Source organism: Streptomyces macrosporus (genome assembly GCF_039533145.1).
In the GTDB taxonomy this organism is placed as follows: Bacteria; Actinomycetota; Actinomycetes; order Streptomycetales; family Streptomycetaceae; genus Streptomyces; species Streptomyces macrosporus.
Window position 1 is genome coordinate 637,633 of the sequence record NZ_BAAASZ010000020.1, and the last position, 23,149, is coordinate 660,781.

Consider the following 23,149-nt stretch of genomic DNA (forward strand, 5'->3'; position numbering starts at 1 on the left):
TCCCGTCCCCGCTTCCCCTCCTCGGTCCGAGGTCGCCGCGGGCGCGTGACGCCGGGGGACGCGGGCCGCCGCCGAGGGAGGGACCGGGCCGGTGTCCGCCCGTGGCGGGCGGCGGATGTCCGTCGGTCCCGGGTCGTAGACTTCGAAGCCGTTCAGGAACCGCCGCAAGACCGTTCGTTGGAGGTCCTCCGTCGTGGCCCACCCGCCGTTCACACACCTGCACGTACACACTCAGTACTCACTGCTGGACGGTGCGGCACGACTCGGCGACATGTTCGAGGCCTGTCAGAAGATGGGCATGACGCACATCGCCATGACCGACCACGGCAACCTCCACGGGGCGTACGACTTCTTCCAGCACGCCACCAAGGCGGGCATCACGCCCATCATCGGGATCGAGGCGTACGTCGCCCCGCAGTCGCGCCGGTACAAGCGCCGCGTCCAGTGGGGCCAGCCGCACCAGAAGCGCGACGACGTCTCCGGCTCCGGTGGTTACACCCACAAGACCATCTGGGCGGCGAACAAGACCGGCCTGCACAACCTCTTCCGGCTCTCCTCCGACGCGTACATGGAGGGCTTCTTCGTCAAGTGGCCGCGTACCGACAAGGAGATGATCGCCGAGTTCTCCGAGGGGCTGATCGCCTCCACCGGCTGCCCCTCGGGCGAGGTGCAGACCCGGCTCCGGCTCGGCCAGTTCGACGAGGCGCTCAAGGCCGCCGCCGACTACCAGGACATCTTCGGCAAGGGCCGGTACTTCCTGGAGCTGATGGACCACGGCATCGAGATCGAGCGCCGGGTCCGCGACGGGCTGCTGGAGATCGGCAAGAAGCTGGGCATCCCGCCGCTGGTCACCAACGACAGCCACTACACCTACGAGAGCGAGGCCGAGGCCCACGACGCGCTGCTGTGCGTCCAGACCGGCAAGAACCTCTCCGACCCCGACCGCTTCCGGTTCGACGGCGCGGGCTACTACCTGAAGTCCACGGAGGAGATGTACGCCATCGACTCCTCCGACGCCTGGCAGGAGGGCTGCCGCAACACCCTCCTGGTCGCCGAGCAGGTCGACACCACCGGCTGGTTCGAGAAGCGGGACCTGATGCCCCGCTTCCCCGTCCCCGAGGGGCACACCGAGGAGTCCTGGTTCCGCGAGGAGGTCCGGCGGGGCATGCAGCGCCGGTACCCGAACGGCATCCCCGAGGACCGGCAGAAGCAGGCCGAGTACGAGATGGACGTCATCGTCCAGATGGGGTTCCCGGGGTACTTCCTCGTCGTCGCCGACTTCATCATGTGGGCCAAGAACAACGGCATCGCCGTCGGCCCGGGCCGAGGCTCCGCGGCGGGCTCGATCGTGGCCTACGCCATGGGCATCACCGACCTCGACCCCATCGACCACGGCCTGATCTTCGAGCGGTTCCTCAACCCCGAGCGCGTCTCCATGCCCGACGTCGACATCGACTTCGACGAGCGCAGGCGCGGCGAGGTCATCCGCTACGTGACCGAGAAGTACGGCGCCGACAAGGTCGCCCAGATCGGCACCTACGGCACCATCAAGGCCAAGGCGGCGATCAAGGACTCCGCCCGCGTCCTGGGCTACCCGTACGCCATGGGCGACCGCATCACCAAGGCCATGCCCGCCGACGTCCTGGGCAAGGGCATCCCGCTCTCCGGCATCACCGACCCCGACCACCCGCGCTACAGCGAGGCGGCCGAGGTGAGGTCGATGTACGAGAACGAACCGGACGTGAAGAAGGTGATCGACACCGCTCGCGGCATCGAGGGCCTGGTGCGGCAGATGGGCGTGCACGCGGCGGGCGTGATCATGTCCAGCGAGCCGCTCGTCGATCACGTGCCGGTGTTCAGCCCCAAGAACGACGGCGCGGTGGTCACCCAGTGGGACTACCCCACCTGTGAGTCGCTCGGCCTGCTGAAGATGGACTTCCTGGGCCTGCGCAATCTCACGATCATGGACGACGCCGTCAAGCTGGTGAAGGCCAACAAGGGCGTCGACATCAAGCTGCTCGACCTGCCGCTGGACGATCCCAAGACCTTCGAACTGCTCCAGCGCGGCGAGACCCTGGGCGTCTTCCAGTTCGACGGCGGGCCCATGCGCTCCCTGCTGCGGATGATGAAGCCCGACAACTTCGAGGACATCTCCGCGGTCTCGGCCCTGTACCGGCCCGGCCCGATGGGCATGAACTCCCACATCAACTACGCGCTGCGCAAGAACGGGCAGCAGGAGATCACCCCCATCCACCCGGAGCTGGAGGAGCCCCTCAAGGACATCCTCGACGTCACCTACGGCCTGATCGTCTACCAGGAGCAGGTGCAGAAGGCCGCCCAGGTGCTCGCCGGGTACAGCCTCGGCCAGGCCGACCTGCTGCGCCGGGCGATGGGCAAGAAGAAGCCCGAGGTCCTGGAGAAGGAGTTCGTCAACTTCCAGAAGGGCGCTCGGGAGAAGGGGTACTCCGACGAGGCCATCCAGGCCGTGTGGGACGTGCTGGTGCCCTTCGCCGGCTACGCCTTCAACAAGGCGCACTCCTCGGCGTACGGACTGGTGTCGTACTGGACGGCCTACCTCAAGGCCAACTACCCGGCCGAGTACATGGCGGCCCTGCTGACCTCCGTCCGCGACGACAAGGACAAGTCGGCGGTCTACCTCAACGAGTGCCGCCGCATGGGCATCAGGGTGCTGCCGCCGGACGTGAACGAGTCCGACGCGAACTTCACCCCGCGCGGCGACGACACGATCGTCTTCGGCCTGACGGCCGTGCGCAACGTCGGCCAGAACGTGGTGGACTCGATCGTCGCCTGCCGGAAGGCCAAGGGGAAGTACACCTCCTTCCCCGACTTCCTCGACAAGGTCGACGCGGTGGTGTGCAACAAGCGCACGGTCGAGTCGCTGATCAAGGCCGGCGCCTTCGACAACCTGGGCCACACCCGCAAGGGGCTGACGGCGCACTTCGAGTCGATGATCGACAACGTGGTGCAGGTCAAGCGCAAGGAGGCCGAGGGACAGTTCGACCTCTTCGGCGGGTTGGGGGAGGACGACGCCGACAGCGGCCCCGGCTTCGGCATGGACGTGCAGTTCCCCACCGACGAGTGGGACAAGAGCTATCTGCTCGCCCAGGAGCGGGAGATGCTCGGCCTCTACGTCTCCGACCACCCCCTGTTCGGCCTGGAGCACGTCCTGGCCGACAAGACCGACGCGGCGATCTCCCAGCTCAACGCCGGCGACTTCACCGACGGGGCGATCGTCACCATCGGCGGCATCATCTCCGGCCTCCAGCGGAAGATGACCAAGCAGGGCAACGCCTGGGCGATCGCCACCGTGGAGGACCTGGCGGGCTCGATCGACTGCATGTTCTTCCCCGCCACCTACCAACTCGTCTCCACCCAGCTCGTGGAGGACGCGGTGGTCTTCGTCAAGGGCCGGTTGGACAAGCGCGAGGACATCCCCCGGCTGGTCGCGATGGAGTTGATGGTCCCCGACCTGTCGGACGCGGCGTCCGACGCGCCCGTCACCATCACCATCCCCACGGTCAAGGTCACGCCGCCGCTGGTGGAGAAGTTGGGCGAGGTGCTCACCCAGCACCGCGGTTCGACCGAGGTGCGGGTCAAGCTCCAGGGCGCCCGCAAGACGACCGTGCTCCGGCTCGACCGGCACCGGGTCACCGCCGATCCGGCGCTCTTCGGAGACCTCAAGGCCCTGCTCGGCCCCTCCTGTCTGGCCGGCTGACGCGGCCGACGCACCGCACCCGCCCGACCGCGTCGTCGGGCGGGTGCGGTGCGTTCCGGCCCGAGGGAGCGCGTGGGGAAGAGGGGCGCTCCCTCGGACCGCTGCCGGTGCCCCGGTCGTGGCCGTGCCCCGGCGGTGGTCTCGGTGGTGTGCTTCGGTGGTGGTCTCGGTGGTGTGACGTCGGTCGTGTCCGAGTCAGTTGTGTCCGAAGCGCCTGCGGTGCTTGCGCCCGATGTTCCCGGAGCCGCCCTGCGGCGCCGACTGCGCTTGTGCCATCTGCTCGGCGGGGGTGTTCGACTGCTCCTGCGACCGGTCGACGGCGCCGTGTCCACGCTGTTGTTCGCGGTCGCCCTTCTTGCGCTTGCCCATGATCTCCTCCTGTGGCGGATCTCGGAACGATGGGCCGTGATCAGAGCCTCGCACGCATTCGCACGGTGCGCATGTCGGACAATTGCCCTGCGTAATCGGCCTTCTTGAGCGGCGCTCCGTCCCGTACCGTGGACACGGGCCTCCCGCCACGCCGAGGATCGAGCCCGGACCGACAAGCCCCGCACGGTCGGGCAGACTCGAAACGGACCCGAAAGAAACGCACCACGACCGGACGGACACCGTCGGTCACGGTGGTTGCACCGGTCGTGCCGGTCGTACCGAGAGTGGGTGGAGCGTGGACCGCTGCGTCGTCCTGGTGGACGCCGGATACCTTCTGGGCGCCGCCGCGAGCCTCCTGGCGGGGGAACCCGCGCGCTCCCGGATCACCGTGGACCACTCCGTCCTCATCCAGGCGCTGCGCGAACGCGCCGAGGCCGACACCGGCTGCCGCCTGCTGCGCATCTACTGGTTCGACGGCGCCCCGGACCGGGTGCCCCAACCCGAGCACCGGCGCCTGCGGGTGATGCCGCGCGTGACCGTACGGCTCGGCGCCCTCACGCGCAGCGAGGGACGGTGGGCGCAGAAGGGCGTGGACGCCGCCATGCACGCCGAACTCACCGAACTGGCACGCAACCGCGCCTGCTCCGACATCGTGCTGGTCACCGGAGACGGCGATCTGCTGCCCGGACTGATGTCCGCCAAGGAGCACGGCGTCGCCGTCCACCTGTGGGCCGTACAGGCCGCCGACGGCGACTACAACCAGTCCGAGGACCTGGTCGCCGAGGCCGACGAGCGGCGCGTGCTGGACCGCGCCTGGATCACCCGGGCCGTCCGGGCCAGGGACCTCACCGGGGTCTGCCCGCCCCGGCCCGACACCCGCCCCGAGATCGCCGCCATCCTCTCCGCCCCCCTGCCCGAGCCGCCCCCCGCCCCGAGCGCGGGAACCCCCGTCGCGACCGGCGCCGGCACGGGTGCGCCGCCCGTGGAGCAGGTGGAGACGGCCGCCGGCGCCGCACCGGCCGCCGCGCCCGGCCGGAACGGCACCCGGCCCGCCGCCGACGAACGTCCCGGCGACAGCGGCCCCGGCAAGGGCGTGCCCACCCCCAAGGACCTGGCCGGACTCGGCCGCCCCGCCGCGCACACCCCGCACGCCGCCCCCGCCGCCACCCTGCGCTGGTCCTCCGACCGGGGCTGGGTCGAGCGCGGCGCCCCCGGCGAGTCCCCCGAGGCCGCCGCCCTGCCGATGCTCGCCCAGCTCACCACCGCCGAGCAGCGCTGGGCCGACCGGGAGGAGGACATCACCACGGTCAGCGGCGACCCCTACGAGGTCGGCCAGGTCTTCGCCCGCCGCTGGATCGACCGGCTCGCCCACCCCGGGCACCTGAGGACCCTCTCCGCGGAGTACCCCCGCATCCCGCACCGCATCGACGGCGAGCTGCTGCGCTACGCCGCCCGCTTCGGCCTGCTGGCGCACAAGGACGACCAGATCGACGAGCGCGACCGCTACGCCATCCGCGCGGGCTTCTGGCGCGAGGTCGACGCCCGTACGGCCGACGAACCCGCACCCACCGGCGAGTGAGGAGAGCACGGGCGCGTACCCTCGTAGCTCGTGAGGACGGGCACGCGACAGGCGGTCGGCGGGACGGAGGCACCGGTGGGGGCCGCCGTACGCGTCCACGACCTGGTCAAGACCTATCCGGCCCGGCGCGGCCGGCGCGGCGCCCCCGGCACCCCCGCCGTACGGGCCAGCGACGGCGTCAGCCTGGAGGTCCGGCACGGCGAGGTGTTCGGCCTGCTCGGCCCGAACGGCGCCGGGAAGTCCACCCTGGTGCGGCAGCTCACCGGACTGCTGCGGCCCGACTCCGGACGTGTCGACGTCCTCGGCCACGACCTGGTCCGCCACCCGCGGCGGGCGTCCCGGCTGCTGGCCTACCTCGGACAGGAGTCCACCGCGCTGGACGAGCTGACCGTGGCGCTGGCCGCCGAGACCACCGGACGGCTGCGCGGCCTGGACGCCGGCGCGGCGCGGCGCGAGCGCGACGCCGTCCTGGAGGAACTGGGACTGGGGGCCATCGCCGACCGTCCGCTGAAGCGGCTCTCCGGCGGCCAGCGACGACTGGCCTGCGTGGCGGCGGCCCTGGTGGGGGAGCGGCCCCTGCTGGTGCTGGACGAGCCGACGACCGGCATGGACCCCGTCGCGCGGCGCGCGGTGTGGGCCGCGATCGACCGGCGGCGGGCCGAGCGCGGCGTCACGGTGATCCTGGTGACCCACAACGTCATCGAGGCCGAACTGGTCCTGGACCGGGTGGCGGTCATGGACCGCGGCCGGGCGATCGCCTGCGACACCCCCGCCGGTCTGAAGGCCATGGTCGGCGAGGACGTACGGCTGGAACTGGTGTGGCGCGACCGGCCGCCGCTGGAGGTGCCCGAGGTCGCCGCCCTGCACCCGGTCGCCACGGCCACCGGCCGCCGCTGGACGCTGCGGCTGCCCCCGGCGGCCGCGCGCGCGGCGGTCGCCGCCGTCACCGGCGGCCCGGCGTTCGCCGCGCTGGACGACTTCACGCTGGCGACGCCGAGCCTGGAGGACGTCTACCTGGCGCTCGGAGGACACACGGAAGGTCTGGTGAAGACGTGAGCACGGCCGCGTCGGCGACCCCGGAGGAGACCGCGGTGGAGGACGGGAGCGTCCGGACGTCCGCGCCGCGCCCGGCCCCGCGGCACGACCGCCCGGCGGTCGCCCCGCTCGCGCCGGGCGCGGGACTGTGGCCCGCCCTGGCGGCCGTCTACCGGGCGCAGCTCTCCCGCGCGCGGGTGGCCCGCATCCCGCTGCTGTTCGTGGCGACCTTCCAGTCCCTGGGCATCATGATCCTGATGCGCGGGGTCGTGGACGGCGGGCCCGGCGACGAGGCGCGGGCCGTGGTGGCCGGATCGAGCGTGCTGGTGGTCGCCTTCGTCGCGCTGAACCTCCTCGCCCAGTACTTCGGGCAACTGCGGGCCTCCGGCGGGCTCGACCACTACGCCACCCTGCCGGTGCCGCCCACCGCGGTGGTGCTGGGGGCGGCGGGCGCGTACGCCTCCTTCACGGTGCCCGGCGTGGTGGTCACCGCCGTGGCCGGCGCCGTGCTCTACCAGCTCCCGCTGGGCGGGCTGTGGGTGCTGATCGCGGTGGTGCCGCTGGCCGGCGCGGCCCTCGCCGGGCTCGGCGCGGCCTGCGGGCTGCTCGCCCCGCGCCAGGAACTCGCCACGCTCTGCGGGCAGCTGGGCATGTCCGCCGCGCTGCTGCTGGGCGTGCTCCCGGCCGACGGGCTGCCGGAGGCGGTGCGCTGGACGAGGGACCTGCTGCCCTCCACGTACGGCGTGGAGGCGCTGGCGGCCACCTTCGAGCCCAGCCCGAGCTGGGGCTCGGTCGCCGCCGACCTGGGGGTCTGCGCGGTGGTCGGGGTCGTCGCGCTGGCCGTCGCCACCTGGGCGTACCGCCGCGCCGCCGTCCGCTGACGGCTCCCGCGGCACCGAGCCGGGTCCTGCCCGGCGAACCGGTGGCCGGACCTGGCACGATGGCAGGGTGACCGCACCGACACCTCCCTCCCCGCAGCACGGACCGTCCCGGTCGGCCCACTCCTACGACCCGTGGGGGTCCCCGCCCGACGGCGGCAGGGCGCCCGGCGGGGACGCCGGGCCGGAGGGGGCCGACGCGCTCTCGACCCGCCGGGAGGTGCGCGACGCCGCACTGGTGGCGGTGGCCGTGGCGGTCGCCGGGGTGGCGCTCGGACTGCTGTGGCTGTGGCTGGCCCCGCGGGTGCCGCTGATCTCCGACGGCACGGCCGTCTACCTCGACGACGCCGAGGGCGAGGAGTCGGTCGGCGTCGACGGAACGTTCACCCTGTCGGCCCTGGGCATCGGCGTGCTGAGCGGCGCGGCCGTCTTCCTCGCGCGGCGCCGGGGCGGTGTCGGCGTGGTGGTCGGGTTGGCGGTCGGCGCGCTGCTGGGCTCGGTGGTGGCCTGGCGGTTGGGCGTCTGGCTCGGTCCGGAGCAGGACGTGGTCGCCCACGCCAAGGCGGTGGGCAAGGGGCAGGTCTTCGACGCCCCGCTGGAGCTGAAGGCCAAGGGCGCCCTGCTGGCCTGGCCGTTCGCCGCGCTGGTGGCGCACCTGGGACTCACGGCGCTGTTCGGCCCCCGCGACCCCGAGCCCGGCCACGTCCCCCACCTCGGGTGGGGGCCGCCGCCGGAGGGCCGGGAGGGCCGGACGGACGCGTGACACCCCGGACGGAGCCGGTGCCGGCAGGGCGCCGGCACCGTCGGGGCACCGGGCTCAGGGGCGGGCGATCGGCGCCGTGACGGCACCGGTGAGCTTCACCAGGTCCGCGGGCGCCAGTTCGATCTCCAGCCCCCGCCGCCCGGCCGAGACGCAGATCGTGCCGTGCCGCTCGGCGGAGGCGTCCACCACGGTCGGCAGCGCCTTGCGCTGGCCCAGCGGGGAGATCCCGCCGCGCACGTAGCCCGTGGTGCGCTCGGCCGCGGCCGGGTCCGCCATCGCGGCCCGCTTGCCGCCGACCGCCGCCGCCAGCGCCTTGAGGTCCAGCGAACCGGAGACGGGGACGACCGCGACGGTCGGCGCGCCGTCGACGTCCGCGACGAGCGTCTTGAACACCCGCTCCGGGGCCACCCCGAGCGCCTCGGCGGCCTCCTCGCCGTAGGACGCCGCCGCCGGATCGTGCTCGTAGGAGTGGAGCGTGAAGGCCACGCCCGCCTCCGTGGCGGCCACCGTCGCCGGGGTGCCGCCGGATGCCGACTTCCGCTTCTTCCTCGCCACGGTCTTCACGCCTCGCATCGCCGGGGAACCGCGCCCGCCGAACCCCGCGTCGGCCGGGGCGGTGTCAGTTCGGACTGGTCGGCGTACGGGTGAGCTCCGCCGCCGGAACCGAGGGGAGCCTACCGATCAGCGCCGTCTCGCGCCGCAGGATTCTCAGCTCGTCCGCCAGCCGCGTGGCGGTGTCCGGAGCCTGGAGGAGCCGCTGCTTGGTCGGGGTGTCCAGGACGGTGGCGGCGGCGACCAGGTACGACACCACCGAGGGCTCGTCCGGCAGCTCCTGCCCGCCGGCCAGGGTCCGCTCCCGCGCGCCGGCGAGCTGCTTCTGGTAGGAGCGGAACGCCCGCAGCACCCCGGAGGCGAGCGCGCCCGCCCCCTCGCCGTCCTCCTCCGGCAGTTCCTCGACCTCGCCGACCAGGTACGGGCCCGAGGCGTCGACCGACAGCAGCCGGAAGCGGATGGTGCCGGTGGCGAGCACCTCGTAACCGCCCTCGCCGCCGTCCTCGCCGGGACGCTCGCGGATGGTCGCGACGTCGGCGACGCAGCCCACCGTGTGGAAGGCCCGCATCGGGTCGGGGCCGAAGCCCGCCGCCGGGCCGGCCTGGGACGGCGCCGTGGGGTCCGGCAGCCCGATCGCGGTGGTCGCCACCTCGCGGCCGTCCCGGATGGCGACCACCCCGAAGCGGCGCGGCGCGTCCTCCGGGATCTCCAGCAGGTCGCGCACCAGCGCGCGGTACCGCTGCTCGAAGACGTTCAGCGGCAGCACCAGTCCCGGGAACAGCACGGTGTTGAGGGGGAAGAGCGGCAGTCGGGTGGTGGTCACGGTCCGTAGCCTAAGCCCTCGCCGCGGCGCGCACCGCGCCCACCGCCCGCCCGCCGCTCGTCCCCGGCCGGCGTTCGGCCGTCACTGCCGCCGCAGCAGCCGCGTGGCCCCGGCGGCGACCGTGGTGGCCAGCACCCAGCCCAGGAGGATCGTCATCGCGGCCACCCACTGGTAGGCCCCCTCCGGCTTCCAGTGGGACGCCTGGCCGAGGTCCATCACCGGCAGCAGCAGGTCCAGGACGTACAGCGGGGCGTTCCACTGCGGCGACTCCCCGGGCTTGAGGGGGTCCGGGGGGTTCCGGGCGAAGTACAGCGTTCCCGAGGCCCACAGGACGGCCATCCACAGCGCGGCCTGCCCCGGCCGGTAGCCGTAGGCGACCGTCCAGTCCTGCAGGTAGCCCCAGAGCTTCGCGGCCGGCGGAAGCGTCTCGCGGCGGCGGCGCTGCTTGGCGAGCAGGACGGCGCGCGCGTCCGCGTCCTCCCCGCTGTTGCGCATCACCGTCGCCAACTGCTCGTACGGCTCCGGCGCGTACTCCGGCGTCGCCGTCGCCAGCCACTCCAGGCGCTGGGCGAGGGTGAACGGCCCGCGGGGTATCAGGTTCTGGTAGGTGAACCCGGCCATCCACAGGCCCTCGCCCACCGGCCAGCTCTCCACCCTGTCCACCAGGTTGTCCACCGTCGCCCCCGCCAGCACCACCCGGCCCCTGGCGGGCCGCTCGGGCGTGAAGCACAGCTCCGGGGTCTGGATGCGGCGCAGCGACAGCTCCTGGTCCCGCTCCAGGTTGAAGCGGGCGTCGTCCAGCACCAGCGAGTCCCCGAACTTCCCGTCGTCCAGCTTCATCCCGCCCGTGCACTCGAAGCGCTTGACGCGGCGGGCCATGTGGCTGCCGTCCCCCCTGGGCGGCCAGGCGGTGCCGTCCGGCGGGGTGGCGCCGTGGACGACCGGCAGGTGGTGCGGGCCGGAGGTGGCGAAGTGCGCGAAGTGCTCCACGGTCATCTGCGGGGCGTACAGGGCGTACTGCCCGTCGCGGTTGCGCAGGACGCTGCCGTACATGAACAGCGAGCCGCCTATCTCCGCGCCGCGCAGGCTCACCTCGCCGGACGCCAGCATCAGACTGGCCTGGAGGTCCTGGGCGACCTGGAGCCCGTCGGCGGAGAACGACCGCGCCCGGCCGCCGCTGCCGACCGTGATCTCGTTCAGCAGCAGGTCCGTGCCGATGGTGGCGTCGGTGAGCCGTACGCCGTCGGGGATGGTGCAGCGCGGCAGGTGGAGATCGCCCTCGGTGCTCATCCGGGCGGCCTCCAGACGGGGTATGTGGCAGTCGACCATCCGGGCGGTGGTCAGACGGCACTCGTGGAGCAGCACCTCCTCCTCGAAGCGGCACCGGTCGAACTCGAAGTACGGCTCGACCGTCCCGCCGGACAGGTCCAGCCGCCCGGTGATGTACGCGCCCGTCAACTGGAGGGACGCGACACGCCCGAGCAGCGGCGGCGGTCCGTGCAACAGGAGCAGGGCGACGACCCGGGCCCGCACCGTCCGCTGCGGACCCCACTCGTGGTCGCCGTTGGGATCGTCCAGCTCCGGCTCGCCCGAGCGCAGATCGTGTTCGCTGCCGTTGCGAAAGGCCTGCCACATGCCCCATTCCGCGGTGGTCAGCCGCAGTCCGGGCGGTGGATCCCCACTGGTGAGAGACTCGCTCACGACGTATTTCCCCCAAGTCACAGATGGCACCGCGTGACGCTCTGGACACTATCGGTCGGCACTGACAACAAGATGCCCCTTCCGGACGCTCGCGTATCACGCACTGATACGACGGAACGGGCACCGGATCACGTCTGAGACACTGGTACACGTGCTTCGATCCGTATCCATGACCCGAGTCGACCTGCGCGGCCGCGACCTCGCCGCGGACGGGATCGACCGGGACCTGCTGCCCCGAGCCGAACTCGACGTCGAGGCCGCCCTGGAGAAGGTGCGGCCGATCTGCGACGCCGTGCACCATCGCGGCACGGCGGCCGTGATCGAGTACAACGAGCGCTTCGACGGTGTGCGGCTGGAGCGCGTCCGGGTCCCCGCGGAGGCCCTGGAGAAGGCCCTGAAGGAGCTCGACCCGGCGGTGCGCGCGGCGCTGGAGGAGTCCATCCGCCGCGCCCGGATCGTCCACCGCGACCAGCGGCGCACCGACTCCACCGTCCGCGTCGTCCCCGGCGGCACCGTCACCGAGCGGTGGGTGCCGGTCGAGCGCGTGGGCCTGTACGTGCCCGGCGGGCGGGCCGTCTACCCCTCGTCGGTCGTGATGAACGTGGTGCCCGCGCAGGAGGCCGAGGTCGGCTCGCTGGCCGTCGCCTCGCCCCCGCAGAAGGAGTTCGACGGGCTGCCGCACCCCACGATCCTGGCCGCCTGCGCCCTGCTGGGCGTCGACGAGGTGTACGCCGCCGGCGGCGCCCAGGCCATCGCGATGTTCGCCTACGGCACCGAGGAGTGTCGCCCCGCCCAGCTGGTCACCGGCCCGGGCAACATCTGGGTCGCCGCCGCCAAGCGCCTGCTCAAGGGCCGCATCGGCATCGACTCCGAGGCCGGCCCCACCGAGATCGCCGTCCTCGCCGACGACACCGCCGACCCCCGCCACGTCGCCGCCGACCTGATCAGCCAGGCCGAGCACGACACCCTGGCCGCGGCCGTCCTCGTCACGCCCTCCGAGGCGCTGGCCGACGCGGTCGACGCCGAGCTGACCTCGCAGGTGGCCTCCACCAAGCACCGGGAGCGCATCGCCGAGGCCCTGGCCGGGCGGCAGTCCGGCACCATCCTGGTGGACGACCTGGACCAGGGCCTGGCGGTGGTGGACGCCTACGCCGCCGAGCACCTGGAGATCCAGACCGAGAACGCGGCCGAGGTCGCCGCCCGGGTCCGCAACGCGGGCGCGGTCTTCGTCGGCCCCTGGGCGCCGGTCTCGCTCGGCGACTACTGCGCCGGCTCCAACCACGTGCTGCCCACCGGCGGCTGCGCCTGCCACTCCTCCGGCCTGTCCGTGCAGTCGTTCCTGCGCGGCATCCACGTCGTGGACTACACCCGCGACGCGCTGGCCGACGTGGCCCACCACGTGGTCACCCTGGCGGAGGCCGAGGACCTGCCCGCGCACGGTGCGGCCCTCAAGGCGAGGTTCGACTGGAAGGTGCCCCAGGGAAAGTGACCGGCATCGACGACCTGCCCATCCGGGACGAGCTGCGCGGCCAGTCCCCGTACGGGGCGCCGCAGCTCGACGTCCCCGTGCGGCTGAACACCAACGAGAACCCCCACCCGCTGCCCGAGCCGCTGGTGGCCCGCATCGCCGAGCGCGTCGCCGAGGCCGCCCGGAACCTCAACCGCTACCCCGACCGCGACGCGGTCGAGCTGCGGACCGAGCTGGCCCGCTACCTGACCCGCACCACCGGGTACGAGGTCGGCACGGCGAACGTGTGGGCCGCCAACGGCTCCAACGAGGTGCTCCAGCAGCTCCTCCAGGCGTTCGGCGGGCCGGGCCGCACCGCGATCGGCTTCGAGCCCTCGTACTCGATGCACGCCCTGATCGCCCGCGGCACCGGCACCGCCTGGATCTCCGGACCGCGCCACGAGGACTTCCGCCTCGACGTGGCGGCGGCGCGGGAGGTCATCGCCGAGCGCAGGCCGCACGTGGTCTTCGTCTGCTCGCCCAACAACCCCACCGGCACGGCCGTCGACGCCGACACCGTGCTGGCCCTGTACGAGGCGGCACAGGCGGCCCGGCCCTCGCTGGTGATCGTCGACGAGGCGTACGGCGAGTTCAGCCACCGGCCCTCGCTGCTGCCCCTGATCGACGGCCGCCCGAACCTGGTGGTCTCGCGGACCATGTCCAAGGCGTTCGGCGCCGCCGGACTGCGGCTGGGCTACCTCGCCGCCCACCCGGCCGTCGTCGACGCCGTCCAGTTGGTCCGCCTGCCGTACCACCTGTCCGCCGTCACCCAGGCCACCGCGCTCGCCGCGCTGGAACACACCGACACGCTGCTCGGCTACGTCGAGCAGCTCAAGGCCGAACGGGACCGCCTGGTGACCGAGCTGCGCGCCATGGGCTGCGAGGTCACCGAATCCGACGCCAACTTCGTGCAGTTCGGACGCTTCGACGGCGAGGGCGGCGCCCACGCCGTGTGGCGGGCCCTGCTGGACCGGGGCGTCCTGGTCCGGGACAACGGAGTGCCGGGCCGGCTGCGGGTCACCGCGGGCACCCCGGCGGAGAACGACGCGTTCCTCGACGCGATGCGCGCAGTACTGAAGGAGAACAATCGATGAGCCGCGTGGGCCGCGTGGAGCGCACCACCAAGGAGACGTCCGTCCTCGTCGAGATCGACCTCGACGGCACCGGAAAGGTCGACGTGTCGACCGGGGTCGGCTTCTACGACCACATGCTCGACCAGCTCGGCCGCCACGGCCTGTTCGACCTCACGGTCAAGACCGAGGGCGACCTGCACATCGACAGCCACCACACCATCGAGGACAGCGCGCTGGCCCTGGGCGCCGCCTTCCGGCAGGCGCTCGGCGACAAGCGCGGCATCGTCCGCTTCGCCAACGCCTCGGTGCCGCTGGACGAGTCCCTCGCCCAGGTGACCGTGGACCTGTCGGGACGCCCCTACCTGGTGCACACCGAGCCGGAGAACATGGCGCCGATGATCGGCAGCTACGACACCACCATGACCCGGCACATCCTGGAGTCGTTCGTCGCCCAGGCCCAGATCGCCCTGCACGTCCACGTCCCCTACGGGCGCAACGCGCACCACATCGTGGAGTGCCAGTTCAAGGCGCTCGCCCGCGCCCTGCGCTACGCCAGCGAGATCGACCCGCGGCAGAGCGGCATCCCCTCGACCAAGGGCGCGCTGTGAACGGGATCTCCACGCTGCTGATCTTCGTGGGGCTCTTCCTGCTCGGCGGCGCGATCTCCTTCTGGAAGCAGAAGATGCCCAAGGGCGTCATCACCCTGCTCGGCATCGGGGCCGCCATGTCCCTGGTCGCCGGGATCATGCGCCTGGAGGTGTGGTCATGACGGAGCGGAAGAAGGTCGTCGTCTTCGACTACGGCTTCGGCAACGTGCGCTCCGCCGAGCGCGCCCTGGCCCGGGCCGGCGCGGAGGTGGAGATCACCCGCGACTACGATGCGGCGATGAACGCCGACGGTCTGCTCGTGCCCGGCGTCGGCGCCTTCGCCGCCTGCATGACGGGCCTGCGGCAGGCCCGCGGCGACTGGGTCGTCGAGCGCCGCCTCGCCGGCGGACGTCCGGTGATGGGCATCTGCGTGGGCATGCAGATCCTGTTCGCCCGCGGCATCGAGCACGGGGTCGAGGCCGAGGGCCTGAGCGAGTGGCCCGGCACGGTCGGCCCGCTCAAGGCGGACGTCGTGCCGCACATGGGCTGGAACACGGTCCGGGCGCCCGAGGACTCGAAGCTGTTCGCGGGCCTGCCCGCCGACGCCCGCTACTACTTCGTGCACTCCTACGCCGTGCGCGAGTGGGAGCTGAAGGCCACCCACGCCGCCATGCCCGCCCCCAAGGTCACCTGGGCCACGCACGGCGAGCCGTTCGTCGCCGCCGTGGAGAACGGCCCGCTGTGGGCCACCCAGTTCCACCCCGAGAAGTCCGGCGACGCCGGCGCGCACCTGCTGACCAACTGGATCGACACCCTCTAGGACGCGAGGACCGCCACCCGATGAGCACCCACCGTCTCGAACTCCTCCCCGCCGTCGACGTCCGCGACGGACAGGCGGTCCGCCTCGTCCACGGCGAGTCCGGCACCGAGACCTCCTACGGCGACCCGCTGGAGGCCGCCCTGACCTGGCAGCGGGCGGGCGCCGAGTGGCTGCACCTGGTGGACCTCGACGCGGCGTTCGGCACCGGCGACAACCGCGAGCGGATCGCCGAGGTCGTCCGCGCGATGGACATCAAGGTGGAGCTCTCCGGCGGCATCCGCGACGACGAGACGCTGGCCGCCGCCCTGGCCACCGGCTGCACGCGGGTCAACCTGGGCACCGCCGCCCTGGAGAGCCCCGAGTGGGTGGCCAAGGTGATCGCCGAGCACGGCGACAAGATCGCGGTCGGCCTGGACGTCCGCGGCACCACCCTGCGCGGGCGCGGCTGGACCCGCGACGGCGGAGACCTCTACGAGACGCTGGCGCGGCTCGACTCCGAGGGCTGCGCCCGCTACGTCGTCACCGACATCGCCAAGGACGGCACCCTCCAGGGCCCCAACCTGGAACTGCTGAGGAACGTCTGCGCCGCCACCGACCGCCCGGTCGTCGCCTCCGGCGGGGTCTCGTCCCTCGACGACCTGCGGGCGCTGGCCGGTCTGGTGCCCGAGGGCGTCGAGGGCGCCATCGTGGGCAAGGCTCTCTACGCCAAGGCGTTCACCCTGGAAGAGGCGTTGGAGGCGGTGTCCCGGTGACGGACTCCGCGGCGGTGGAACGGGGGGCGATCGAGCGCGTCCGGTCCGACAGCCCGTGGGAGGACACCATCGGTGTCGCGCGTGCCGTCGCGGCCGGCGACCGGGTCCTGGTCTCGGGCACGATGCCCCTGGTCGACGGAGCGGTGCAGGGCGAGGGGGACCCGTACGCGCAGGCGAAGGCGGCGTTCGGCAACGCCCTGGCCGCGCTGGAGCGGTTCGGCCTGGACGCCTCCTCCGTCGTCCGCACCCGCATGTACGTGACCCACGCGCGCGACGTGGAGGAGGTGGGCCGCGCCCACCAGGAGCTCTTCGGCTCCGTCCGCCCCGCCGCGACGCTCGTGGTCGTCTCGGGCTTCGTCGACTCGCGCGTGCTGGTCGAGGTGGAGATCGAAGCCTTCCGCAACACGAAGGAGCGTCCCTAGGTGTCCCTGGCCGTACGAGTCATCCCCTGCCTGGACGTGGACGGCGGCCGGGTCGTCAAGGGGGTCAACTTCCAGAACCTGCGCGACGCGGGCGACCCGGTCGAGATGGCCAAGGTGTACGACGCGGAGGGCGCCGACGAGCTGACCTTCCTCGACATCACCGCCTCCTCCGGCAACCGCGAGACCACCTACGACGTGGTGCGGCGCACCGCCGAGCAGGTCTTCATCCCGCTCACGGTGGGCGGCGGAGTGCGCAGCGCCGAGGACGTGGACAAGCTGCTGCGCGCGGGCGCCGACAAGGTCGGCGTCAACACCGCGGCCATCGCCCGCCCGGAGCTGATCCGGGAGATCGCCGAACGCTTCGGCAGCCAGGTGCTGGTGCTGTCGGTGGACGCCCGCCGCTGCCCGGAGGGGACGGTGACGCCGTCGGGCTTCGAGGTCACCACGCACGGCGGCCGGCGCGGCACGGGCATCGACGCGGTGGAGTGGGCGCACCGGGCCGCAGAGCTGGGCGCCGGGGAGATCCTGCTCAACTCCATGGACGCCGACGGCACCAAGGACGGCTACGACATCGCCATGATCGGCGCCGTCCGCAAGCACGTCACCATTCCCGTGATCGCCTCCGGCGGCGCGGGCAGGCTCGCCGACTTCCCCCCGGCGGTGGAGGCGGGCGCCGACGCGGTGCTGGCCGCCAGCGTCTTCCACTTCGGCGACCTGCGCATCGGCCAGGTCAAGGAGACCCTGCGCGCGGCGGGCCACCCGGTGCGCTGACGCGGTGTTCCGGCCGCCTTCCGCGCCGGGAGGCGGCCGGATGCGTCAGCCGGCGGCCCTCCGCAGCGCCTCCGCCGCACCGCGGACGATCGGATCTCCGTGGCCGAAGCAGGCGGTCTCCGTCGCCGGCGCGGCGAGCCGGCGGAAGGACTCCAGCAGCCGGGCGCGGTCGAGGTTGAACACCCCCGGCATGGTCCGGCCCCCGACGTTGGCGGCGGTGTCGCCGGTGAACAGCACGCCCGGGCCGGGCAGGTGGAGCGCGATGCTGCCGTCGGTGTGACCGGGCACGGCCAGCACCCGGGCGCCGCCGCCGACGTCGAGCACGTCGCCGTCCTCCAGTTCGCGGTCGACGCGGCACGGCGGGGCCGGGGGGAGGTCGGGCAGGTTCTCGTACAGGGCGCGCTCCCAGTCGGGCGCGTCGGCGAAGTTCGGCGGCGGGCCGGGCACCTCGCCCCGGATCACGGGCGCCTCCAGCCGGTGCGCCATGACGGTCACCCCGGGCAGGGCGGCGAGTTCGGCGGCGCCGCCGGTGTGGTCCTCGTGGAAGTGGGTCAGGATCACGCGGTCGATGTCGCCCGGCTCGTGCCCCGCCTCCCGGACGGCCGCGACGATGTCCGCCCCGGAGCCGGCGGGACCGGTGTCGATCAGGGTCAGCGACCCGGGGTCGTGCCAGAGGTACGCCTGTCCCACGGCGAAGGTGAACATGTGCAGTCCGGGCCGTACCAGGGTCGTCTCCATGCCGCGAACCTACGGGCGCCGCGGGCGTCCCGCCACGCCGTCCGCCGGCGGCGTAAACCGTCCGCCGTGGGCGGAACCGGTGGCCGGGACCGGTGGCCGGAACCCGGTGGACGGGCGGCGCGGCGGGGCGCGGAGGTCACACGGGCACGCGCAGGCCGTGCGCCCAGGCCACCAGCGCCGCGTACTGCTCGGCCAGGGAGGCCCGGTCCGCGTCGGCGGGGTCGTCCGGGACGGGGTCCTCGAAGAAGAACGCCAACTCCCGCACCGGGCCCCGGACGCCCGCCCGGTCGGCCAGCGCCATCAGCCGGGCGAGGTCGAGGACCAGGGGAGCGGCCAGGACGGACTCGCAGCCCCGCCAGGCGAGCCGCAGGGTCATCCGAGTGCCCAGGAAGCCCTCGAAGGACATCTCGTCCCGGGCGGTCCGCCATCCTCCGGACCCGCCGGACCCGCCGGCCGCGGACGGGCCGGACCCGGACCGCGCGGCCGGCGCCCGCCGCGCGAACGCCGGCACCGACACCGGCACCGACGTCAGCAGGGTCTCGCCGCTCCTGCCGGCGCGGCCGGCGTACGGCATTCCCCGCTCCGCGGCCAACTCCCGCACGGCCGGGAGCCGGAGAGCGGCCGACGGGGTGAAGTCGACATAGGGACAGTCCGCCCGCAGCGCGGCGCAGGCGTACAGCGCGCTGTCCGGCAGGACGTTCTCCCCGGCCGCGAGCGCCTTCCGCAACGCGGGCAGCGAGGCGTGGGCGGGGTGGGGCGGCGGGACCGGGTCGGGGGAGGCGACGTTGACCACGACGACGCGGTCCAGGCCCCACCGCCGCCGGAACGCGACGAGGTCGTCGGCCAGGGTGAGGATCGTCTCCCGCTGGTCGCGCCCGCCGTCGCCCCCGGTCGCTCCGGTCCGGATCTCCTCCTCGGCGGCGAGCAGCTCGTCGCGTACCAGGCGGGGCAGGCCCGGCGGCATGACGCCCCGCTCGGCGAGTTCCTCCACCCGCCGCGGGAGGCCGGGGCCGGCGATGTCGTGCCCGCCGAAGACCAGGTCGTCGAAGCGGGGCAGGTCCAGGGAGGCGAGTTCGCGCCGTGCCGTGACGCACCCCGTGGGCCGTACCAGGCCCGCTCGCAGCGCCGCCGCGCCCGCGATCGTGGTGGCCGCCAGCGAGCCGCGCGCGCCCACCAGCCAGACACCGGTGGCGCCCCGTCCGCCGTACGCCCGTCGGTCCGTCACCGCGCCTCCTCCCCGCGGTGGACCCGGACCCCGGGCACGTTGCGGTTGCCACGAACGGAAAAGCCCCCGGCAAAGCTCCGTCGAATCGGGGCGGGGCACTCCGCCGTTCCGTGCGGCGTCCCGTGGCGGAGGGGGAAGGCGGCGGCCGTCGCGGCGTCCGCCGACACCTTCGCGGCTCCCACGGCCGATCGTGAAATCCGCCGACATAGGGCATCGCGCACCATGGAATTTCCCTTCGAGGTGGGGAGGGGCGGGAAGGAGGCACTTCCGGGAGGGTTCCGGAATCAGTCGGTCCTCCGGCCTCCGGGCGTGCCGGACCTCCTCAACGTAGGAGGTCGGTCGTCCCGGTTTCGTGGGAGTGCGGTCCCATGGAGTCCCGGAAGGGGGGCCCTGCGGTGCCGCCGGGTGGGGGAGGCGTCCGTCGGGCGCCGGGCACGCGCCCGGCGCCCACCCATCGTTTTGCGCCAACTCCGGTGTCGCGACGAATGTCCGTCACGGCCCGCTGTCGTACGGAAACCCCCTGTGATGTATCGATTAAATGCCTGGTCAACCCCGTCGACGGGTGGCTGAATACATCCCTCCGGAAAGAGTCGCAACTGTATTAATGTTCGAGACTCAGAAGAATTGGGGGAACTTTTCATGGCGACGCCGGGAAGTCGTGGGACCGAGCGGCTCATGTGCCGGGAAGTGAAACCGGGGGGCGAGTCACCGGACCGGAACGCGGGACCGGAATCGTTTAAAACAAAAACACCGACGCCGTCACCGACCCTCAATGACGCGCGGGGCGCCCGGCCGGAAAGGCGGGAAATGCGAGAGGGGTCGAACCTCTGGCGCGAACGCCTGATTTCCGCCCGGGAAGACGAGCGCCGCCGCCTGGGGCGCGACCTGCACGACACCCTGGGCGCGACCCTGACCGGGATACGGCTGCGGCTGGAGACCGCCGGGGCGATCCTGGCCGACGAGCCCGAGGCGCGCCGCCTGGTGACCGAGGCGGCGCACGAGACGGGCAGGCTCATCGACCAGATCCGCTGCGTCGTCGGCGACCTGCGGCCGCCGGACTTCGCCGACACGGGGCTGCCCGGGGCGCTGCGGCGCCTCGCGGCACGGCTGGACGGCATGTCCGCGACCGTCACCGCGGACGTGCCGGACCGGCTGCCGGACCTGCCGCCCGCGCTGGAGCTGGCGGTCTACCGGATCGCGTCCGAGAGCCTGACCAACGCGCTGCGGCACGCGTCGGCGTCCACCGTGACCACACGGCTGACCGCCGACCCCCGCCGCCGCGTCCTGGTCCTGGAGACCGTCGACGACGGCGTCGGCACCGGCTCGACGGGGAAGGGACGGTGGGGCACCGGCCTGGCGTCCATCGGCCGACGCGCCGAGGAACTGGGCGGCAGGTGCGCCGTCCTGCCCCGGCCGGACGCCGCGCGGGGCACCCTCGTCAGGGCCGTGCTGCCGTGGGGGCGCCCATGACGATCCGGGTCTTCCTCGTCGACGACCACCCGATGTTCCGGGCCGGCGCCCGCCACACCGTCGAGAGCGTGGCCGACATGGCCGTCGTGGGGGAGGCGGCCACCGGGCAGGAGGCCGTCCGGGCCCTGCGCGGCGGAGAGGTGACGGCCGACGTCGTCCTGATGGACCTGGGGCTGCCCGACTGCCCGGGCACCGAGGCCACCCGGATGATCACCGCCTCGCCGCCGGACCGGGAGCCCGTCCCCCGGGTGCTGGTGCTGTCGGCCCTGGAGGAGGACGACGCGGTGATATCGGCCCTGCGCGCCGGGGCCCGGGGCTACGTGGTCAAGGGCGCCCCCCGCGAGGAGCTGCTGAGGGCCGTGCGGACGGTCGCCGAGGGCGGAGCGGTGTTCAGTCCGTTCGTCGCGGACCGGCTGGGCCACTACTTCTCCGCGGTCCACGACACGCCCTCGCGAGTGGCCTTCCCCCAACTCACCAACCGCGAGCGGCAGATCCTCGACCTGCTCGCCCGCGGCTACGGGAACCGGCGGATCGCCCGGGAGCTGGTCCTGTCGGACAAGACCGTCCGCAACCACATCTCCCACATCTTCGCCAAACTCCAGGTGAGCGACCGGATGGCGGCCGCCGCCCGGGCCCGCGAGGCGGGCCTGGGCGAGTGAGCGGGACGGGGGCGCGCGAGGCGCCCGCCGCGCCCGGACGTCACCGCGGCGTCACAGCTCCATGCCGAGCCGCGCCCTGCGGACGCGCTCGACGGCCTCCGCGTCGCCCTCCAGCTCCACACGTGCCGCGCCCTGCCGGCCGGAGACGAAGACCAGCAGCTCGGAGGGCTCGCCCGTGACGGTCACGACCGGGGTGCCCTTGCGCGCCACCACCACCTGGCCGTTGGGGCGGCGCAGCACCAGACCGACCGGGGACCGGCGGCCGTAGAGCCGGGCGCTGGTCTCCAGCCGCCGCCACAGGGCGTCGGCGAAGACCGGGTCGATCTCGCGCGGGGCCCAGTCCGGCTGCGCGCGCCGGACGTCCTCGCCGTGGAGGAAGAACTCGACGGTGTTGGCCGCCTCGTCGACCTGCTTGAGCGTGAAGGGCGACATCCGCGGCGGCCCGGTACGGATGAGCTGGATCAGCTCCTCGTACGGCTTGGCCGCGAACTCGCCCTGTACGCGCTCCAACCGGGACTGGAGCGCCCTGACCAGGATGCCCCCGGCCGCGTCCGCGCGGCGCTCGCGCACCACGAGGTGGGCGGCCAGGTCCCGGGTCCGCCACCCGTCGCACAGGGTGGGCGCCTCGGGTCCGACGCTCTCCAACAGATCGGCCAGCAGAAGACGTTCGCGCCTGGCGTGGGTCGACATACGGTCAGCCTACGACCGCGCGCCGACCCACGCCACGCACCGCACCGGTCAGCCCGGCAGCGGCGCGGACAGCTTCTCGCCGTCCTGCTCGTTGCTGAGCGTCAGCGAGCAGGAGATCTGGTCCTCGCCGCGGATCTCGTACGTCGTCAGCGCCGGGTAGATCGCGTAGTAGTAGTACATCCTGCCGTCCGCCGGCATCCGCTTCAGCCGCTTCTCGGCGTCCGCCTTGCACAGCTCCAGCACCTTCTCCTGCAACTCCGTCTCGGTGGCGAAGTCGCCGGTGAGGGTCTCGTTGGCGATCACCTCGCCGTTGTGCGGCTCGTCGCAGGACCGCTCCTCCACCTTCGTGACGTCGCTGCTCAGCGACGGGTGGTCGAAGCAGGTGCCGGGTTCGAGCACCACGTACGGGACGAGTTCGCTGGGCGCCGTCACGCTCGGCGTGGGTATGTCGAGACTCGGCAGGTCCGTCGGGTCCTCGGTGGCCTCCGGCGAGGGGTCCTCGGCCTCGGCCGTCGCGCTGGGCGTGGCGCTCGACCGGGCCCGGTTCTTCCGGTCGTCGTCGCCGCCGGCGGCGGCGAAGAGCACGCCGCCGACGATCAGTCCGGCCACGAGGACCGCGGCGATGATGATGGCGGCGACCTTCCCGCCGTTGCCCCCGCCGCCTCCGCCCGGCGGGGGTGGGAAGGGACCGCCCGGTGCCCCGGGGCCGCCCGGACCGTAGCCGCCGGGACCGGCCGGCGGGCCGGGGTGGCCGTAGCCGGCGGGAGGCCCGGGATAGCCGTAACCGCCCGCGGGCGGTCCCGGCGGCTCGGGCGGACCGAAGCCCTGGGGCGGACCGAAACCGCCACCTGGGCCGGAATTGTGCGCGCCGTTGGGCGGCGGTGGAAAGCTCATGGGCGACAGAATGCCGTACCGCACGGACAAGCGAAGCACCGAGTGCGTCACAACCCTGCCACAGCCGGGCAACCGGGCGCGGCGCGGCCCCTCCCGCCGCTCCGT

At 73.2% G+C, this 23,149-nt stretch carries 23 protein-coding genes; 15 read left to right on the forward strand and 8 right to left on the reverse strand.

Annotated elements, in window-relative coordinates; genetic code table 11:
* Positions 1–193: 193 nt before the first annotated feature.
* Positions 194–3,736, forward strand: coding sequence for a DNA polymerase III subunit alpha (gene dnaE, locus ABD335_RS14855; RefSeq protein WP_344322828.1), 3,543 nt, complete (start codon positions 194–196; stop codon positions 3,734–3,736).
* 195 nt (positions 3,737–3,931) lie between these two features.
* Here the strand turns inward: dnaE and ABD335_RS14860 are convergent, their stop codons facing one another.
* Entirely contained in the window at positions 3,932–4,105 is a 174-nt protein-coding gene (locus ABD335_RS14860; RefSeq protein WP_344322830.1) for a hypothetical protein, read from the reverse strand.
* 295 nt (positions 4,106–4,400) lie between these two features.
* On the opposite strand from ABD335_RS14860, the gene ABD335_RS14865 reads away from it, so the two are divergent.
* The 4 genes from ABD335_RS14865 (at position 4,401) to ABD335_RS14880 (ending at position 8,360) form a co-directional block, all read left to right on the forward strand.
* Positions 4,401–5,684, forward strand: a complete 1,284-nt coding sequence (locus ABD335_RS14865; RefSeq protein ID WP_344322832.1) for an NYN domain-containing protein — start codon at positions 4,401–4,403, stop codon at positions 5,682–5,684.
* Positions 5,685–5,714: 30 nt separating this feature from the next.
* Positions 5,715–6,740, forward strand: coding sequence for an ABC transporter ATP-binding protein (locus ABD335_RS14870; RefSeq protein WP_425583634.1), 1,026 nt, complete (start codon positions 5,715–5,717; stop codon positions 6,738–6,740).
* Positions 6,741–6,775: 35 nt separating this feature from the next.
* A complete protein-coding gene (locus ABD335_RS14875) occupies positions 6,776–7,600 on the forward strand; it encodes an ABC transporter permease (protein WP_344323057.1) in 825 nt (274 codons plus the stop codon).
* 67 nt (positions 7,601–7,667) lie between these two features.
* Positions 7,668–8,360 carry a hypothetical protein gene (locus ABD335_RS14880; protein WP_344322835.1) on the forward strand — a complete coding sequence of 231 codons (693 nt, stop codon included), beginning with the start codon at positions 7,668–7,670 and terminating at the stop codon, positions 8,358–8,360.
* Positions 8,361–8,414: 54 nt separating this feature from the next.
* On the opposite strand, the gene ybaK is transcribed toward ABD335_RS14880, so the two are convergent.
* The 3 genes from ybaK to ABD335_RS14895 form a co-directional block, all read right to left on the reverse strand.
* Complete coding sequence (gene ybaK, locus ABD335_RS14885; RefSeq protein ID WP_344323059.1) at positions 8,415–8,915, reverse strand: Cys-tRNA(Pro) deacylase; 501 nt, start codon at positions 8,913–8,915, stop codon at positions 8,415–8,417.
* A gap of 64 nt (positions 8,916–8,979) precedes the next feature.
* Positions 8,980–9,735 (reverse strand): LON peptidase substrate-binding domain-containing protein, encoded by a 756-nt coding sequence (locus ABD335_RS14890; protein WP_344322837.1) that lies wholly within the window; start codon positions 9,733–9,735, stop codon positions 8,980–8,982.
* Positions 9,736–9,816: 81 nt separating this feature from the next.
* Positions 9,817–11,436 carry an oxidoreductase gene (locus ABD335_RS14895; protein WP_344322839.1) on the reverse strand — a complete coding sequence of 540 codons (1,620 nt, stop codon included), beginning with the start codon at positions 11,434–11,436 and terminating at the stop codon, positions 9,817–9,819.
* Positions 11,437–11,605: 169 nt separating this feature from the next.
* Between ABD335_RS14895 and hisD the strand changes: the two genes are divergently transcribed.
* From hisD to hisF, 8 genes are read left to right on the forward strand one after another with little or no spacing between them, the layout of a single operon-like run.
* A complete protein-coding gene (gene hisD / locus ABD335_RS14900) occupies positions 11,606–12,925 on the forward strand; it encodes a histidinol dehydrogenase (protein ID WP_344322841.1) in 1,320 nt (439 codons plus the stop codon).
* Complete coding sequence (locus tag ABD335_RS14905) at positions 12,922–14,037, forward strand: histidinol-phosphate transaminase (RefSeq protein WP_344322843.1); 1,116 nt, start codon at positions 12,922–12,924, stop codon at positions 14,035–14,037. Before hisD ends, ABD335_RS14905 begins: the two co-directional genes overlap by 4 nt.
* Positions 14,034–14,624: an imidazoleglycerol-phosphate dehydratase HisB gene (gene hisB, locus ABD335_RS14910; protein WP_344322846.1), complete on the forward strand. Its 591-nt coding sequence runs from the start codon at positions 14,034–14,036 to the stop codon at positions 14,622–14,624. Before ABD335_RS14905 ends, hisB begins: the two co-directional genes overlap by 4 nt.
* Positions 14,621–14,785, forward strand: a complete 165-nt coding sequence (locus tag ABD335_RS14915) for a hypothetical protein (RefSeq protein ID WP_344322848.1) — start codon at positions 14,621–14,623, stop codon at positions 14,783–14,785. Before hisB ends, ABD335_RS14915 begins: the two co-directional genes overlap by 4 nt.
* Positions 14,782–15,423, forward strand: a complete 642-nt coding sequence (gene hisH, locus ABD335_RS14920) for an imidazole glycerol phosphate synthase subunit HisH (RefSeq protein WP_344322850.1) — start codon at positions 14,782–14,784, stop codon at positions 15,421–15,423. The genes ABD335_RS14915 and hisH overlap by 4 nt, the downstream gene beginning before the upstream one ends.
* Before the next feature lie 20 nt (positions 15,424–15,443).
* Positions 15,444–16,175: a bifunctional 1-(5-phosphoribosyl)-5-((5-phosphoribosylamino)methylideneamino)imidazole-4-carboxamide isomerase/phosphoribosylanthranilate isomerase PriA gene (priA, locus tag ABD335_RS14925; protein WP_344322852.1), complete on the forward strand. Its 732-nt coding sequence runs from the start codon at positions 15,444–15,446 to the stop codon at positions 16,173–16,175.
* On the forward strand, positions 16,172–16,597 hold the full coding sequence (locus ABD335_RS14930) for a RidA family protein (RefSeq protein WP_344322854.1): 426 nt from the start codon (positions 16,172–16,174) through the stop codon (positions 16,595–16,597). The genes priA and ABD335_RS14930 overlap by 4 nt, the downstream gene beginning before the upstream one ends.
* A complete protein-coding gene (hisF, locus tag ABD335_RS14935) occupies positions 16,598–17,368 on the forward strand; it encodes an imidazole glycerol phosphate synthase subunit HisF (RefSeq protein ID WP_344322857.1) in 771 nt (256 codons plus the stop codon).
* A 45-nt stretch (positions 17,369–17,413) separates the two neighbouring features.
* On the opposite strand, the gene ABD335_RS14940 is transcribed toward hisF, so the two are convergent.
* Together ABD335_RS14940 and ABD335_RS14945 are read right to left on the reverse strand one after the other, a co-directional pair.
* A complete protein-coding gene (locus ABD335_RS14940) occupies positions 17,414–18,106 on the reverse strand; it encodes an MBL fold metallo-hydrolase (protein WP_344322858.1) in 693 nt (230 codons plus the stop codon).
* Between the two features lie 136 nt (positions 18,107–18,242).
* Entirely contained in the window at positions 18,243–19,331 is a 1,089-nt protein-coding gene (locus ABD335_RS14945) for an inositol-3-phosphate synthase (protein ID WP_344322860.1), read from the reverse strand.
* Between the two features lie 807 nt (positions 19,332–20,138).
* On the opposite strand from ABD335_RS14945, the gene ABD335_RS14950 reads away from it, so the two are divergent.
* Both ABD335_RS14950 and ABD335_RS14955 read left to right on the forward strand, forming a co-directional pair.
* Positions 20,139–20,801, forward strand: coding sequence for a sensor histidine kinase (locus tag ABD335_RS14950; RefSeq protein WP_344322862.1), 663 nt, complete (start codon positions 20,139–20,141; stop codon positions 20,799–20,801).
* Positions 20,798–21,460, forward strand: coding sequence for a response regulator (locus ABD335_RS14955; protein ID WP_344322864.1), 663 nt, complete (start codon positions 20,798–20,800; stop codon positions 21,458–21,460). Before ABD335_RS14950 ends, ABD335_RS14955 begins: the two co-directional genes overlap by 4 nt.
* 51 nt (positions 21,461–21,511) lie before the next feature.
* Here ABD335_RS14955 and ABD335_RS14960 read toward each other — a convergent pair whose 3' ends face one another.
* Together ABD335_RS14960 and ABD335_RS14965 are read right to left on the reverse strand one after the other, a co-directional pair.
* Complete coding sequence (locus ABD335_RS14960) at positions 21,512–22,150, reverse strand: TIGR03085 family metal-binding protein (RefSeq protein WP_344322867.1); 639 nt, start codon at positions 22,148–22,150, stop codon at positions 21,512–21,514.
* A gap of 48 nt (positions 22,151–22,198) precedes the next feature.
* On the reverse strand, positions 22,199–23,044 hold the full coding sequence (locus ABD335_RS14965) for a hypothetical protein (RefSeq protein ID WP_344322869.1): 846 nt from the start codon (positions 23,042–23,044) through the stop codon (positions 22,199–22,201).
* Positions 23,045–23,149: the final 105 nt, after the last annotated feature.

Coding starts and splice junctions, on each gene's coding strand:
- ABD335_RS14860 (WP_344322830.1), bottom strand. CDS start 4,105: ATGGGCAAGCGCAAGAAGGGCGACCGCGAACAACAGCGTGGACACGGC.
- hisD (WP_344322841.1), top strand. CDS start 11,606: ATGACCCGAGTCGACCTGCGCGGCCGCGACCTCGCCGCGGACGGGATC.
- hisB (WP_344322846.1), top strand. CDS start 14,034: ATGAGCCGCGTGGGCCGCGTGGAGCGCACCACCAAGGAGACGTCCGTC.
- hisH (WP_344322850.1), top strand. CDS start 14,782: ATGACGGAGCGGAAGAAGGTCGTCGTCTTCGACTACGGCTTCGGCAAC.
- priA (WP_344322852.1), top strand. CDS start 15,444: ATGAGCACCCACCGTCTCGAACTCCTCCCCGCCGTCGACGTCCGCGAC.
- ABD335_RS14940 (WP_344322858.1), bottom strand. CDS start 18,106: ATGGAGACGACCCTGGTACGGCCCGGACTGCACATGTTCACCTTCGCC.
- ABD335_RS14950 (WP_344322862.1), top strand. CDS start 20,139: ATGCGAGAGGGGTCGAACCTCTGGCGCGAACGCCTGATTTCCGCCCGG.
- ABD335_RS14955 (WP_344322864.1), top strand. CDS start 20,798: ATGACGATCCGGGTCTTCCTCGTCGACGACCACCCGATGTTCCGGGCC.
- ABD335_RS14960 (WP_344322867.1), bottom strand. CDS start 22,150: ATGTCGACCCACGCCAGGCGCGAACGTCTTCTGCTGGCCGATCTGTTG.
- ABD335_RS14965 (WP_344322869.1), bottom strand. CDS start 23,044: ATGAGCTTTCCACCGCCGCCCAACGGCGCGCACAATTCCGGCCCAGGT.